The organism is Acanthopleuribacter pedis (assembly GCF_017377855.1).
GTDB classification, from domain to species: Bacteria; Acidobacteriota; Holophagae; order Acanthopleuribacterales; family Acanthopleuribacteraceae; genus Acanthopleuribacter; species Acanthopleuribacter pedis.
The window spans coordinates 1-15112 of the sequence record NZ_JAFREP010000011.1; the positions used below are offsets into that span (position 1 = coordinate 1).

The window sequence follows — 15112 nt, forward strand, 5'->3', positions numbered from 1 at the left end:
CGCGGCTTTCAGCTTCCCTATGCATTTGCCAATGAGCACGAGACCTTCAACCTAATCTAGCGTTGGCTCGTGGTTCTAGCTTAACCGAAGCGAGGGCGCGTTTTTGCCTGCTCGTTGGTAGGCTTACGAAAAAACTTCATGTTCAATCGTTCGGTAGAGGGGGCGAGGGTGACGGCGATCTTGTATTCGATCTGCGTATCCTGCACTCTATGCGGTGTCGACCCGAAGGAGTATCTGTCGGAAACGATTATGCGAATCCGCAACGGCCGCGGCTTTCAGCTTCCCTATGCATTTGCCAATGAGCACGAGACCTTCAACCTGATCTAGCGTTGGCTCGTGGTTCTAGCTTAACCGAAGCGAGGGCGCGTTTTTGCCTGCTCGTTGGTAGGCTTACAAGAATTTGGTAACCTGGTCGACAAATAACAGAAACATTTGCAACCGCCTTCTGTATTTTGCGGAAGGCTCTCGGCCGAACGGCGATTCACCTTAAGTGTTAAACTTCGAAAAACAGAGAAGACGAGTAGAGTGTGATTCAAGGTGCTTTAAAATATATTTTTTCTTCCAGGCGATAAAAACACTTGCCCTGTAATCTCTGAAGAAATTTCAGCTAGGAATTGCTGAGGAGCAGTTTCGATAAACTCGCTTATCAACCAATTATGTTGAGTATCAAAATGTTTACTTAGATTATTAGGTTCATATCGCGCTAACTCGGATAGGCGATGCATTGCAGCAAATATGAGAGCTAGGGATTTTCGCTCAATAGTTTTTTTGTTTTTTATCTTTATATACCAATAATCCCTTTCTCCAGAAATGCAATATATGCTTTTCCTTAACCCTTTGTGGTAATTATGAAATCTAGAAATGCTTTCTTCTTCATGCAGAGAGTCCCATTTAAACCTCTTCTTTTTCCTGATTGTGTGACTTTCTCCATTGTTGAAAGAGATCTCATAACCTTTCGGAAGATATTTAAGCAAACTTTTATATCGAGCATTAATGTTTGCAAAAAAACAAGCTTCAGAGGGTTTTTTATCATCTGTCATGATTCTAGGGTGGCTCAATGGGATAAACATTTCTTTTTCTGTTTTGTATGATAGATCATATGCACGGTGAATCATTGGTAGATTGAAGAAAATATTTTTCAACGTGTATTCGGTATTTACTACTGCATCATCAAGCTGACGAGAAAGAGCAGGTAATACTCCAGAGGTTTTGAATTTAACAACCTCTTTTTCCAAAGATGTTTTTTGTGACGCTCTTTCTCCAGAAACACCGTGTTGGTCAGAAAATTGAACTCCAAGAGACAAAAGATATGCCTTTGTTGCATTCAAAAAACAGTAATAGGCTGTTAGCGGGGCAGCAGATTTGTTGAGAGTTTTTGTTGCTTCGAAAAAGCTTCTCGCCTGATTCCAAAAAAAAATCGCTTCCTTATTCCGCCTCCTTCTCAGCCATAGATCAACGTAATCCCAGGTGCTATTAACAAGAACTGTTTTATCGTTAAATACTGGCGCACTAACTGCGCGATGAACCGTTAGTTCCTTTTCTTTATAGATAATGCTTTTCCACATATATCCAACGCTCCTCCATAAAAAGAATATTAATGCTAAAGAAAACTATGCAATATCGGAATGGTACTGGATTGACCTTGTCGACGCGGTGAAACCAGCATCATTAGTAGGAATTGGAGAATTTTATCACAACTGACATCATTAAATCAACGCAAGCAACTTCGCCATAACCCTTCTCCTTGGTAACCCTAACTCCGCTACATCATATGGCTTAGCTTACTTTTTAGACTCATCAAGAGGCCAATCTGAGGGAATGAGCCCATCGTCCACTTCCCATTCTCGGACAATAGAATTGCGATAAACATCGTCATCCAAAAGACGAGCATGCTCAAGCAAGAGGATTTGTAGCCCTTCTCTTCTCGACACCTCTGAAAATAAAAAATGAATGTATTGTCGAACTGCTTTTTTGTCTGCGCTGGTTAAATCGGATTCCTCCTTTGCGCTTTCTTCGGCATAATACGGCCTACTAACCTGATCTAACACAAGAACACCTGGAATTGGGCGCTCCCTCTCCTCGAAAAGTCGATGAAAAGAAAGGGCGAAGGCAAGGTGAAGAGATAGCCAGTTCTCATCAGAACCCAAGTCTTCCATTGGAATTGCTCGAGAGGGGGCAATTAAGCTTACTTCGAGATTTCGATAATTAATTGAAGCCGTGTTGTCTCGGTAATGCCCAGCCATAGGCAGCTCAGCAAGCAACTCTGTCGCAAAGTGATTTATTCTAGCTCTAGCCTCCTGAAGTGCATCATCTAAAACATCTCTGCCAACAAGGTTTTCCAGGTCTGATATTTCCCTCCTAATGGAATCAAGCTCCCCTTGTAAGTTGATTCCCCTAGATGAACCCTTAGAGGATTCGAGGAACAAAGACACCCGGCCTATTACTCTATTTCTTCTTGCATCGAGAGCCAGTTCTTTCATTAGATTTTCTCTCTCTCTTACAATGGCCTCTATGTTCGCTCTTATACCTTTGAGGATCTGGGTTTCTTGCTCTATCTCGCTTTGAAGCTCTCTAATGTAGGAATCTAATCGCGGACGTCCCTTCCCAACTGTTTTCAGCTCATTTTGAAGTTTATCCAGAGCCTCGCGCAATTGATTCATCTCGCAATCTACATCTTGTTCATCACTACTGCCACAAAAAGGACACTCATGAATTGACTCAAAGTCTCTGAACAGCTCAATTGATTCAAGTCGCTTCTTTTGTTTTCTTACCGATCCACCAAAATTATCCGAGGCATTAATCATTTCATTAGCCGCTCTCAGGCGGCTACGTAACTGTGCAATCTTCTTAACTGTCTCCTCTTCTTTTAAATAAAAAGCAGCAAGCTGCGAGTCTTCTTCAACTTTTTCTGGCGAAGAGGTCCACTCCTGAAGCTTGGAGAGGGCAATTATTTTTGTGTCAGTATCAACTTCCATGTAGCTTGGGTCAATTAGGCCTAGTTCAACAGATTCCGTCACAAGTGTCTCAGCTCTGCTTGTCCTATTTGATACTAACAATTCGTTATTTAAAACCTCTCTCATTAAACTCTTTTTTTGGCGCCGTCTTCGTCGGAGTTTTTCAAGAAGTTCTACTGATTTTTCATCAACAGCTCCTACATGATATGGAAAACAATCAATAATATATTGCCGTTTGCTTCCTTCAAGACCACGAAGAAGAATACTTGGGTTTGTGATTACACCACTGCTTTGAAATAGGAAGGGAGCGAAAGACCTTGGCCCAATAGCTTTTGCCTCTTTGCCCCACGATTGCTCCGTAACCATGGTCCCGAGGCCCAGCACCTGGGCAAACTGATTCAGCAACCCTTCACAATTCGCGTTAGGGGTTAACTCTTTGCCATCAGTAGTAAGCTCGGACAAATCACCTGTTCTAAAAAGGCAATCTTCGGAGGTCTTTCGAGTGCGCGGCGGTATCTTTCTGGCAAGCAAAACTTCTTGGTCATTCTTAACCCAGGTTGTCGCAACCCAAGAGGTGGCACGCCTGATGTAATCAGGGATTTTACATCGGCTTGAGCCAATTGTATAATCTATTATTTCAATTAAAGCGGATTTACCAGTATTAGATGCGCCGCAAACAACATTCACTTCGCCTGTTTTAAGTTCTAAATCTAAACGCCTGCCATCTCTGCTAAAAAGATGAATGTACCTTATATTCCAGCGGTTCATGGCTTTACCCCTAAAGATGCATAAATCGTAGATAGGCTAGACACGTTATTGATCCAGAACCCTAGTTTATTTGCACTCCGTAATAACTCGCCTCGGTCATCACTCGCAGGCCATCGAGGTTCTTTTTTTAACCCCTTTTTGAAAGAAGCTAAACTCGCATTGTTCAATGAAAATATTTGATGTCGCAAACCAAAATTCAGCGAACTGATTACATATGTCTTTAATGCTTTTACTCTTACAGGGAAACCAGGGATAATTTCAGGATGGCGACCTATCCAATTGACAAATCCTGTCGACTTGTTTGAATTAGAAAAAACGTCTCCAAGATATTTTGGCGAAAAAACTAAAGGAACAGACACAAAGGTCACCGCAATAGAAAGTGGCTTTCCATCTTGCTCCATATGACCTTTAACTATTTCTCTAACAATTAGTGATCCGAATGCTGGGTTAGCCATTGCCTTAATGTCAAGTGCTGCCTTCATTCTTCCTCCTTTAGAACATTTTCCCAGTCTCTATGCCACCCAATACGAAGCTCCTCGGCTAGTTGTTGATAAAAACCTGGGACAACATAATCACCAACAGAGCCGTTCTCAATTAGTTGCATCTCATTCCTTGCATCCAAGTGAGACCAATCTAAAAGGTCGCGTCCAGGCTTTTGACAATCTGTAAAATTGCTATCTTTAAAATCATATGCCATTGGATCAAATCGTTCTTTCCATCGTTCTTCAAGTAACTCATCAAATTCCATAAATCTTGTTTGCAAGCTTAAATCTTGAGAAAGCCACTCTTCTCGTTGGTGCCTTGCTTTCCACCAGACGATTGCCGCCCTTCTTTTTCGACCAGGCCCTCCATTTACTAGATCAATTTGACTTTTCATAAATTCACCAATTATTTCCATCGGATTGTCTGGCGATTTGGTTCCAAACGAATCATGCATCAAAGGCGAATCTATTTTTGAGATCAATTCCTTGTGCTTAGAGAATAACTCAATATATGTAATCTCTTTCGGAAGTTCACCAATTAAACTTCTGCAAACCCTGTAGTCCCACCATTGCAATAAGTTGTCTATAAATATATCTCTTATATTTGGCGCAAGAACTCTTCGAAAAAAAGTGGATACCCTTGCTTTGGTATCTTTGATGTTTATTGAGTTTGGAGTTATATAAATTCGCCTGACTAAAGCTTCTTTCTGCGTATCCGTTAGCTTTAAAAATGCTTCTACTCCAGAGGCTTTCTCTTTGTAGGGTAGCTGTAACTTTGCTTTCTTTGATTTTTCTCTCTCCTTTGTTACTCGCTCTGCTTCCTTAACTAATGCTTTAACAACCGTATGTAAATTATCCCTTTTTGATATGTTCGCTAAGATCTCCAGAAGATCTCCATTCAAAATTGGAGAACATGTCACTAAAACTAACTTATGGTCATTCATTGAAGAGTCAATCCAGCATTTTAAAGTTTTCCATACCTGAACACTCTTGATGCTGATTGGCGGTGGCTCTGACTTTAAAGAATGTTTCAACTGGAACAGCGTGGGGTTCGGGCCGACTAGCTGCAAATCGTCTTGTCCTTCAATGATGATGCTTGCAGCATCGGAATCTTGCTCAAGCATCACTAGCAAGGCGTAAACCCCTTGAAAATAGAAACCTAGAGAAGAATCAAGTCCAGAGTGTAAGTTGTCCAAGTTTACCTCTTTTTGGGTCTTTTCATCGAATTTTCTAGTTTATCATATACTTTACCTTTGGGTAGAGATATCTGCTATCTTCAATGGCTTGCAAAAGACCAAACTATGACCCAGCTAATCGGCAGCCTTCAAGGTTTACCACATCTATCATTTTTTTATCCTAGGATTCTATTTTCTATACCGTTTTCTGTGGATACTTCTGTGTGATCATCAGCTTCTTGAGGCAAATACTTGCTGTTACCCCTGCGAATCATGGCTGGTAGCGAGTCCAACTTTTTGAGGAAACTTGGGGAACCGATCATGACGGCCTGGGGGATCTTTTTCTTGAGGAACCTTGGCGACGCGGCCGAGAGCTTCCTATCGGGTCATCGCCTTGAGGAACCTTGAGCACGCGGCTGGGTGCCTTCAGTTTTGTCACCACCTTGAAAAGGTCATTCAGAGGGAGCTAATGCGGCCGCTACTTTCTTGCCCCTTTTTGAAGCGACAAGGTAAACAGCTGGGAAAGCCACGCCTGCATGGCTCATTTTTTGAACGGTTTACTTAGTAGCGCTAATGAATCTTCCGATGCCCTTGCCCTTTTGCCGAATAAGGAAACGTTTCCGCTTCCGGGTTAAACGCTTACGTTGAAACATACCAATTACTTTAGGTATGCTACAAAAAACCACTTCAAAGAGCCAGCCATGGATAACATCCTCACCATCACCAATAGAGACCTGGACGAATTATCATCTGACCAGGCTGTTGATTTTGTCCGGGAATTACTCTGGGCAGAAGCCTCGGCTGTAGGAATTGCCAAAAACTGGATCAATGTCCCCAGCTCGATCACTGTTGCCGATGGGGGAATCGACGCGGAAGTGGAACACGCAGAAATCCAATCCGGCCAAGGCGTGATCAAAAAGGGAATCACCCGCTACCAGATCAAAACCGGCAACTTCAACCTCAGCCAAAAGAGCTACATACAGGATATTTTTTTCAAAAAAAACAAAACCGAACTCAAACCACGAGTGCAGACTTGCTTCGAGAAAAACGGGACCTTTATCATCATTCTCTTCGGCTGGGATGACCCGCAAACCACAGATGATTTCCTCGACCAAAAGATACGCGAATACCTCCCCCCCGTATACCAAGAAGCAAAAATCGAGGTCTGGCGGCAAAACACCCTCATCGGCTTCTTTCAGCACTTTCCCGCGCTTGCGCTGAGACTCAACCGCAACGAGCTTGGGCCATTTCAAGCTCATGAAGAATGGTCCAATAACGATGACATGCTCCCGGCATTTCAGGCAGGGGAAGACCAACAAAAAATAATTACCGGCCTCCAAGCCGAACTCACCAAGGAAAATGTATCCGAATTACTCCAGATCTGGGGTGAGGCTGGTATTGGCAAGACCAGAATTATCTTAGAAGCAACCAAGCGGGACGACATCCGCCCTTATGTGATTTACTGTCAAGCCAGTCAATTTCGCAGCAGCCGTCTTATGCCCCAGCTCCTGAGAAGACAGGAGGTTCGAGCGATTCTTGTTCTGGATGAATGTAATGCCGATGATCGTTCATACATCTGGAACAAATTCAAACGTTTCTCTGACAGAATTTTCGTTATTTGCATTTACAATCAGTATGAGGATGCGACAGGAATTCGCTATTTTGACATCCCTGGACTTCCGGAAGAAAAAATCAAAATTATTCTGATTGGCCATAAAATCCCGGAAGATGTGGCTATGCAATGGGTTCGGGAATGTAATGGCTCCCCTCGGGTTGCTCATGTAATCGGGCAAAACTTGCTGTCAAACCCTGATGACCTCTTGAAAGAACCTGCCAATGTGCGGATTTGGGATCGATATATTGCTGGTAACGATTCTATGGATAGCCAAATGGTTCGAGAACGCGCATTTATATTGCGACATTTGGCTCTGTTTAAGCGGTTCGGTTTTGAATTCCCCTATGACAATGAGGCCAAAAGTATAGCTCGCTTGATCGAAAAGGCTGATCGATCTATTTCGCCAGCCCGATTTCGGGAAGTGGTCAAGGATCTCCGGAACCGCAAAATTCTCCAGGGTACCACGACCCTCTATATCACCCCAAAACTCCTTCATGTCAAACTCTGGATCGATTACTGGGAAACTTACGATATTTCAGAGCCGGATATTCTCCCTACTCTTCCGGATCAACTCAAAGAATGGTTTTTGGAAATGTTCGAGTATGCAGCCGGATCCCCTGTGGCAACAGCACGCATTAAAACCTTGTTGGGTGATCAGGGCCCCTTCGTCAAGATGCCATCCATCTACAACGACAAGGCCTTTGCCCGGTTTTTTTTTCACCTCGCTGAGACGTGCCCCTTGGAGGCGACTCGTTGTTTACAGAAAACCATCGGCACCTGGGATTACCAAACGCTCAAGGAATTTCATTTCGGAAGAAGGGAAATCGTAGAAACGCTGGAGTCATTGGCGCGTAGGCGAGATACCTTCCCGGAAGCGTCCCGCCTCTTATTACGCCTTGCCGAAGCAGAAAATGAGCCCTACTCAAACAATGCCAGCGGTACTTTTGTCGATTTGTTCGCTCTTGATTTATACGGGGAACTTGGCTCTACCGAGGCTGCACCACCGGCGCGGTTTCTGGTGCTCAAAGAGGCATTTGAATCCGGAAATAGCGTGAGAAGGGCATTAGCTCTCCAAGGGTTCAATCAAGCGCTAATGTACCATTCTCAAAAGGTCATCGTTCATCGATCTCCATTGTTAAAACCTCGCCTGATCTTGTGGAAGCCCAAGACCTATGGTGAGCTCTTCGATGCCTACCGACAAGCCTGGGAATATCTGATTGAGGCCTTGTCATCATCCAAAGATGCACCACATCGAGAAATCCTGGAAATACTGCTTCGACACTGCGGCTCACTTTGTCAATACCCGGATTTGAGCTCCATGATTCTGGATTCCCTCGAAAAACTGGCTGCCGATCCACCAAACCGCCTTCCAATGATTCCCGTTATTTCGGACATGCTGAGCTATGACAAAGAACGTCTACCCGATGAGGCTGTTCCACGATTACAGGCCATCCGGGAGGCTCTTGAAGGCTCAGACTATTCCTCACTGCTGAAACGCTACGTGGGTACCAATTATCTCTCTGACAATTTTGATGACCAGGGAGATTACCATCAAGTGCACCCGAAAATTCAGGAACTCGCGGAGAAGGCAGCCCTCACCCCTGAACTGTTGAACCCCGAACTAGAGTGGCTTGTTACTGCCGAAGCCATTAAAGGGCATTCCTTCGGTTATGAGGTTGGGAAAAAAGATACTGACTTGCAGCATTTTTCGGCCATTCTCGAAGCACACCTGACGAAACCCCCAAACGAGAGCGCAGTTTTTCTGGGGGGATATTTAAAGGCGGTGGCAGAGCGAGATCAAAATAAATGGGAAGAGATCATGGTGGGAATTGCAGACGAGAAACATTTACGAAAATGGGTTCCCGAAGTCACAGCGAGGTCAGAAGTATCTAACGACCCTTCAGCAGACAGAGTACTGCGAGTAATTCGAGACCACCTCAGTACCCACTATTTCCAGATTTTTATTTATGGTGGGTACCTTCGCAAATTGTCATTGAATGCCTTTGGGAGCTGGCAAATATTCCTCCTCAACTCGAATCAGAAATTTGATGCTGATATTGCCCTCTACTTCATGTTTTTCCGGCTTCGCGGGACGGATTCAAAAGGAGCTAATACCCAACAGCTTCTTATGCACACAGTATTGAATCCGGCATTGTTTTCCAGTGAAGAATGCGATAGCCAGGGTTCCGAAAGCTCACACAAATGGTTCGGCCTCGCCACCAAACTGCTGGAGATATCCCCGGAATCAATTGAGGACATCTTACCGTTCATATTTCAACATTTGGGCGAAGGCCTTTTTGCACGGACGACTTCTCCCGCCCTTTCCATCCTGACCAAAATCCTGAAGGCTCGCCCTGAGGAAACGTGGAAACACATCGAAGAATGCTTGTCTCTGCAAAGAGATCGACGCTTCTTTGTACTTGCCCACTGGTTAAAGGGTTCTCATAATTGGAGCCAAAAAGAAGACGGGGCTCTGCTGTACGTGCCAGCAGAGAACATTTGGAAATGGGTTGAAGAAGACGTAGATAATCGGGCTTGGCGATTAGCAACCTTTGTGCCCCCTATACTCCCCACGGATGGTTCTCAATTTAATTGGGTACGAGAAACTCTGATTCGGTATGGTGAGAGAGATGATGTTCAGCGCAATCTGCACGCAAATGTTTCCAGCGGATCATGGGTGGGGAGTGCTAGTGACTACTATCAAAACAAAAAGAACCATTTTGCTGAACTTCTAAAAGACCAACAGAACCCGAATGTCAGACGCTTCTATTCTGATTTTCTCTCTTCCCTCAACGATGAAATCAAAAGGGCCAAAGATGAAGAAGAAAGGCTTTGGTAGGCATCGTCATTAGAAAATAAAGAGGAGTTTCGAAGAGCCCTTCCTAGTATTTAAGTTCTTGAGAAAACCTGTCAAATAATGCGGAGTCCTTGCTGGTGGCCGGTTGTCTGGGCTCCCCACCCCTACTTCTGAGGGAAAGTTGCCGGCGACCTTCAATCAATTCCGCCTGCTTGAGAGGGCGTTGCCTTCGACCCCAAAATTCGACTTAGGGATTTTTGAAACAAGCATCACTAGTCTAGACCGATTTGGACAATCACGGTAGAGTTGGGAATGTGCCCCGACAGTCATGCAAGACCCGAGCGGAGATTAAGAGAGGTAGGACAGTATATGAATGAAATCCATCCCAGCTTCGATTTGAGCATGGCCCCCAAGGATTTTGAGCTATGGGTGAAGCAGGTTCTCGAAAACGAGTTTTCAATTGAAAAATTTGAGGCAAAACACTTAGACAAAATACCTGGTCATGATGGAGTTTATGAAATCGATGTTTCTTGTCGATTCTCAATAGGCGATTTTGAATTTTTGATGTTGGTTGAGTGTAAACACCACAGACATCCTATTAAACGAGAAGTTGTTCAAACTTTGCATGCAAAAATGCAATCAGTTGGTGCTCAAAAAGGTATTGTTTTTACTACTTCTCGCTTTCAGGAAGGCGCAAAGACATACGCTGATGCACATGGAATTGCACTTGTTACGGTTTGTGATGGGCGATTGGCACTATCCGCACGTTCACAAAATTTTGAAGCGAGCTATGCTCTCCTAGATAAGTTAGGAATGCCGCATATTTTTGCACGAACATTTCACTCTAATTTTATTTCAATGTTCAACGCAAAAGACACTCAGGGTGCCCTTAAGAAAGCTCTGAATCTTTAAATTGAATTTCCGAAAACAATAGTCACATCATTAAATGACAGTTACTTCTTGAGAAAACTTTCAAAGCCTTGGACCGCAAAAAGACTTCTTTCATCAACAGCATTTTGCATCCATGGGTACCTTGTCAATTTTGGAAGGTGTTCTTTTGTACTAATGACCTGGTTTTCAACGGCTAATTTAGCTCCATCGCGAATTGCCACTACTTGCCAAATGAATTCATAACACCATCCATCAAAACCATTACCCCAAACAGTATCTATTTTAATTATCTGCGGCTCCCTTCCTAGAGGTAGTACCTTTTTGAGCCATGGGGTAGTCAACTCTTCCCCACCTCTCCGCGCCGATGCAAGATGTTGCCTTAACCTTCTTTTTAAATCTATGCTCCGTCCGATGTACACCCAAAGATCTTTTTCATCGTAATTGTAAAGGGCATAAATATTATGCTCTCTTCGTTTGTAGTCTTTCAAAATATTACAACTCCTTTCACTTCGCATCCTGCCCGGTTTTATCAAAAACCTGATCTTGGTTGGATTATGTTCAACATAAGCGACATGTATCTGAAATTCAATCTCTTGGTGCTTTTTTTAAAATCGCCCGTCAGCGCTCGTTGGCACTTTCTAACTTTTGGAAATAAGTTGGTGTCTAACACGGCATTCACTGTAATTTTTTCTTCAGTAATAACATCTGTTTTTCAATTCCATCTATTGCTACATCAAAAAAATCCACATTTGAATTCACGTAGTTCGAGGCAAAAGAGTCGGATTGATCAGATAAAAAGTTTGCTCGATGGATCTCCATTTCATGAAATATTTCTTTAAAACTTTGCTGAATACTATCATCAAAATTTGGTAAATTATCGACAATAGCATTTTTTAAATTGCCAGCAAGCTCGAGAAGCTGTGTATACACAATAGGTGCTTCAATATCCCCTTTCTCCATATCAATCACGCCCTGGTTTACAATTCTTCTGGAATCAAGTATTTTTTTTCTTAACAAACTCAGTTGTTCTAATTTTTGAGCTGAATCACTCAACCTAAACTTAAGCTTTTCAATGGCTCTCGCATTAACCCCGGCAAACAATGCTGTAAGCAATGAAACGGCAAGAGCTAAAGTACTTATGACTGTGGGATCTATTTTCAAATCCTTATTTTCAAATTCAGGGTGTTGCTGCATTTCAGACTTTTGAGTCAATATTACAGATCATGAGTTTCTGCACCTTGTTCACAAACCCTCCAAATTATTTCATATTCCTATTCGTTAGTTGGCTCGTCTCATTAGAAGATTGTTGTCAGTTTCACCAAGCTTTCTTATAGAGCTTGCTGATCACATACCAACTTCTCGGCAAGAGTTGGTCCGTTGGTTCTTCATTTCGCTTTGGCTTCGGTTACATGTACCCTGTTTAAGATCAGGGTGTTTTACTTTGGCAACGAATAGAGAAGTGCGGTTAAGGTCTTGATATTTCCTTAATCCTATCAGAATGACTGCTTTCGATTCATCTTTTTCATTCGAAACCCTCGCCTCTGATAGTTATCCATTTATTGTTTCGTTTCGGACATCGAGTTTTTCAAGAGCAGCCTTTTCTTGCTGAAGCATTCTTGCCCAGAGATACGACCCAACTCTGGCCCCCATTGTTGAGATGCAGGCGGTTCTTGTTCAGTGGTGGCAATTCCGGTAGCCTTTCACCGATTTTTCCTTTTCTTCCTGATGAGTACCCCTCCACTTCCACCCACAATCGAGACCAATGGAAAAAAGCGCCAGGGTATTTTGGCCTACAACGCCGCAATTCTGGATCACTACATTCTCCAGCTGAAGGTTCGAGAAAAATTCAGTGATGCGGAAGTCCAAGAAACCAGATGGATTCTCGAAACGTATGGCAACGACTACTTGATCCTCAATTGTGGAAGCATTATCGTGGAGGGAGCTATGGAGATCTGGCCGTTCGTTAGGTGGTTCCAGGAAAAAATGATCGGGAAGAAGCCAAGCAAAAAGTTTGTGCGCGATACCCTTCGGAAGTTCTTTCACTTCATCATTGATGACTTTTCGAAACTGGGCAACTCACCATACACTGAGTTCCTGAATGCCATGAAACCTCGTCGATCACGAAACACCCGCAAGCGATCATTTGGTCAGGTCTGACGAAGAGGATCGATGACGTATGTTGGAAATCTGTCCCCCATTTTTGAGTTGTCCTCGGGATCAAACTAGCCAGATGGACCAATGTAAAAAACGCCCTTGCTAGAGTAAAGGTTTTGTAAGGCGGCCCGTTGTCGCCTATCTGTCGCAAGATCGAATGCCGACGAAGCCAAATTTAATAATTCAAGATACATAGAAGACTGTTCAAGTGCTCCTTCAGAGCGCATGGCATGGTGGTGCTCGAACCCAGCGTTGGCCAAAGGCATGCTGCGCGCCTTTGGCCAACGCTGGGCTGAAATCCGGCAGGGCTCCACCCTGCCACCGGGTGGCGGGCCGGCGTCCCCTGCCGGCTTGGGGATCGGCGGGGCGTGAACGGTGCAAGGCGTTTTCCAAAAATCGGTGCAAACTGGTTGGGACGGCGGCGAATCCATCGCGCTGCACAAATCGGCGCAAACCGGTTGGGACGGCGGCGAGTCCATCGCGCTTCAAAAATCGGCGCAAACTGGTTGGGACGGCGGCGAATCCATCGTGCTGCAAAAATCATCGCAAACCGGGTGGGACGGTGGCGAATGCACCGCGGCGCAGATCGGTCCAAACCGGGTGGGACGCCGGCGTGCGAACCGGTGGCACGGCAACGCCGTGCCGGATTTCAGCCCAGGGCGCGCACCCGGCGCGAAGCAGACGGGTGTGCACCCTGGGTCCGTATCGGTATTAAGAGGTACGCTGAAGGCGTACAGGAGCTACGCAACCAGGGTGACAAAAAGGTGTAAAGAAACCGGGTGACAGAAAGGTGAAAAGGGTTCTCGTCTTCGCATGGGTTGCCCCGTAGCAGTATTCCTTGGGAGAAATGCGGGTTCGTTCAACCCTGGACGCGGATGCCGGCGGTCGCCCCAAATGTTAAGATGAGGAACCCTGTTCCGCCTTGAATACCCTTTCACCCTCTTTTTAAGCCGGGCGCCAATCCTATTCCATCACCCGTCCGGCTTTGCCCTCAATTTCAGGAGCATTCCTTGGCTGTCCCCCTTTTGAAATCACGCCGTTTTTGGAAGTGGTTCCTGCTTGCACCGCTTTGCCTCACCGTTCTCGGGTTTCTGGGTTTGTGGGCTTGGCTGACCCCGCGCGGTCTGCCCCTTTTCGGGGAACCGCGCGACTACTTTATGGAACGAAAAGGGACCGTCGCGGCGGCCCCCGCCGTCAAATCCATCGTTGAAGAAGGCAGGGCGCCCGTGAGCCACGTTCGCCTCGCCTCGGACAGTGGGCTGGTGGTTGACCTCGCCGTGCGTCGCCCCGAACATCGCCCGCAACAAGGCCTGCCACTGGTGTTGCTCGTCGGTGGCTACCGTACTGGAAAAAATGCGGTTCACCTGGCCGCGGACGGCAACGGCATGGTTCTGGCCGCCATCGATTACCCGTTGCCGGGCGCACGAACATTAAAAGGGTTTCGCGCCGTCGCCGCTTTGCCGCAAATTCGCGGCGCCATCTACGATACCCCGCCCGCGCTGATGCTGGCCCTCGATTACCTGATCACCCTGCCCGAGGTCGACCCCGCGCGCATCGAGTTGGTGGGCGTTAGCATGGGCGCCCCACTGGTGTGCGTGGCCGGTGCCTTGGATGCCCGTTTCACCAGGGTGTGGGCGGTTCAAGGTGGGGGTGATCCCTTCGCCCTGTTCTACCATCTCCTCGAACGAAAAATTCCCAGCGCGCCGCCGCGCTACCTGGCGGCCCGGATCATTGAGCGGCTCTTGCTCACCATTTCCCCGGAGCGCTGGGTCGCCGAAATCAGCCCCAGACCCTTCGTTTTGGTCACCGCCGCGGACGATGAACGCATTCCCAAAAGCTGTGCCGATTTGGTGTTCGACAGCGCGCGCGAACCAAGGAAACGCATCGACTTGCCCGGCGAACACATCCAACCGGAGCACGGGGAAATGATTGATCGGCTGTTCCAAATGCTGCGCGATCACATGGAACCCCCCCCGTCACCCGAATAGAAGGCCCGCTTTCGCCAATAGTGGTGATGGCTGTCCTCACGCCTTGGTCCCAACGCCTTGCTTTGGTGCTCCATCAGTCTTACCGTGGGGCGTAGGGCTCCCCGGTGCCTTGGCCCCACTTGGGCCATGGATGCGTGGTGGCATGCCAACCTGGTAAGGATCGAACCGCACATCGGCCTGATTGGATGGACCCTGTTCCCGCTATTCTTTCTGCTCGGTTCGCCTTCTGAAATTCCGGTTCACGCTTGGGTTGCACAAATCTAAGCCGGCGAAGGTGCCCCGGTATTT

11 protein-coding genes are annotated in these 15112 nt (G+C 45.9%); 5 read left to right on the forward strand and 6 right to left on the reverse strand.

Annotated features, from left to right (window positions below):
• Positions 1-542: 542 nt before the first annotated feature.
• The 4 genes from J3U88_RS12960 to J3U88_RS12975 form a co-directional block, all read right to left on the reverse strand.
• Positions 543-1565, reverse strand: coding sequence for a YaaC family protein (locus J3U88_RS12960; RefSeq protein WP_207859193.1), 1023 nt, complete (start codon positions 1563-1565; stop codon positions 543-545).
• 216 nt (positions 1566-1781) lie between these two features.
• Complete coding sequence (locus J3U88_RS12965) at positions 1782-3722, reverse strand: DUF3732 domain-containing protein (protein ID WP_207859194.1); 1941 nt, start codon at positions 3720-3722, stop codon at positions 1782-1784.
• Positions 3719-4204: a three component ABC system middle component gene (locus J3U88_RS12970; protein ID WP_207859195.1), complete on the reverse strand. Its 486-nt coding sequence runs from the start codon at positions 4202-4204 to the stop codon at positions 3719-3721. Before J3U88_RS12970 ends, J3U88_RS12965 begins: the two co-directional genes overlap by 4 nt.
• Positions 4201-5400, reverse strand: a complete 1200-nt coding sequence (locus J3U88_RS12975; RefSeq protein WP_207859196.1) for an ABC-three component system protein — start codon at positions 5398-5400, stop codon at positions 4201-4203. The genes J3U88_RS12970 and J3U88_RS12975 overlap by 4 nt, the downstream gene beginning before the upstream one ends.
• 680 nt (positions 5401-6080) lie before the next feature.
• Between J3U88_RS12975 and J3U88_RS12980 the strand changes: the two genes are divergently transcribed.
• Positions 6081-9833 carry a hypothetical protein gene (locus J3U88_RS12980; RefSeq protein ID WP_207859197.1) on the forward strand — a complete coding sequence of 1251 codons (3753 nt, stop codon included), beginning with the start codon at positions 6081-6083 and terminating at the stop codon, positions 9831-9833.
• A 327-nt stretch (positions 9834-10160) separates the two neighbouring features.
• Positions 10161-10703, forward strand: a complete 543-nt coding sequence (locus tag J3U88_RS12985) for a restriction endonuclease (protein WP_207859198.1) — start codon at positions 10161-10163, stop codon at positions 10701-10703.
• A gap of 41 nt (positions 10704-10744) precedes the next feature.
• On the opposite strand, the gene J3U88_RS12990 is transcribed toward J3U88_RS12985, so the two are convergent.
• Together J3U88_RS12990 and J3U88_RS12995 are read right to left on the reverse strand one after the other, a co-directional pair.
• The gene (locus tag J3U88_RS12990) at positions 10745-11170 is read right to left on the reverse strand and encodes a GIY-YIG nuclease family protein (protein ID WP_207859199.1); all 426 of its coding nucleotides are present in this window, start codon (positions 11168-11170) and stop codon (positions 10745-10747) included.
• A 187-nt stretch (positions 11171-11357) separates the two neighbouring features.
• A complete protein-coding gene (locus tag J3U88_RS12995) occupies positions 11358-11894 on the reverse strand; it encodes a hypothetical protein (protein ID WP_207859200.1) in 537 nt (178 codons plus the stop codon).
• 465 nt (positions 11895-12359) lie between these two features.
• Between J3U88_RS12995 and J3U88_RS13000 the strand changes: the two genes are divergently transcribed.
• The 3 genes from J3U88_RS13000 to J3U88_RS13010 all read left to right on the forward strand — a co-directional run bounded on the left by J3U88_RS13000 (position 12360) and on the right by J3U88_RS13010 (position 14824).
• Positions 12360-12839, forward strand: a complete 480-nt coding sequence (locus J3U88_RS13000) for a hypothetical protein (protein ID WP_207859201.1) — start codon at positions 12360-12362, stop codon at positions 12837-12839.
• A 372-nt stretch (positions 12840-13211) separates the two neighbouring features.
• A complete protein-coding gene (locus tag J3U88_RS13005; protein ID WP_207859202.1) occupies positions 13212-13619 on the forward strand; it encodes a hypothetical protein in 408 nt (135 codons plus the stop codon).
• 227 nt (positions 13620-13846) lie between these two features.
• Positions 13847-14824, forward strand: a complete 978-nt coding sequence (locus J3U88_RS13010; protein WP_207859203.1) for an alpha/beta hydrolase family protein — start codon at positions 13847-13849, stop codon at positions 14822-14824.
• The last annotated feature ends 288 nt before the right edge of the window (positions 14825-15112 follow it).

Bases quoted from the DNA above. Each gene is read 5' to 3' on its own strand.
- J3U88_RS12970 (WP_207859195.1), bottom strand. From the start codon at position 4,204: ATGAAGGCAGCACTTGACATTAAGGCAATGGCTAACCCAGCATTCGGA.
- J3U88_RS12965 (WP_207859194.1), bottom strand. From the start codon at position 3,722: ATGAACCGCTGGAATATAAGGTACATTCATCTTTTTAGCAGAGATGGC.
- J3U88_RS12985 (WP_207859198.1), top strand. From the start codon at position 10,161: ATGAATGAAATCCATCCCAGCTTCGATTTGAGCATGGCCCCCAAGGAT.
- J3U88_RS12980 (WP_207859197.1), top strand. From the start codon at position 6,081: ATGGATAACATCCTCACCATCACCAATAGAGACCTGGACGAATTATCA.
- J3U88_RS12960 (WP_207859193.1), bottom strand. From the start codon at position 1,565: ATGTGGAAAAGCATTATCTATAAAGAAAAGGAACTAACGGTTCATCGC.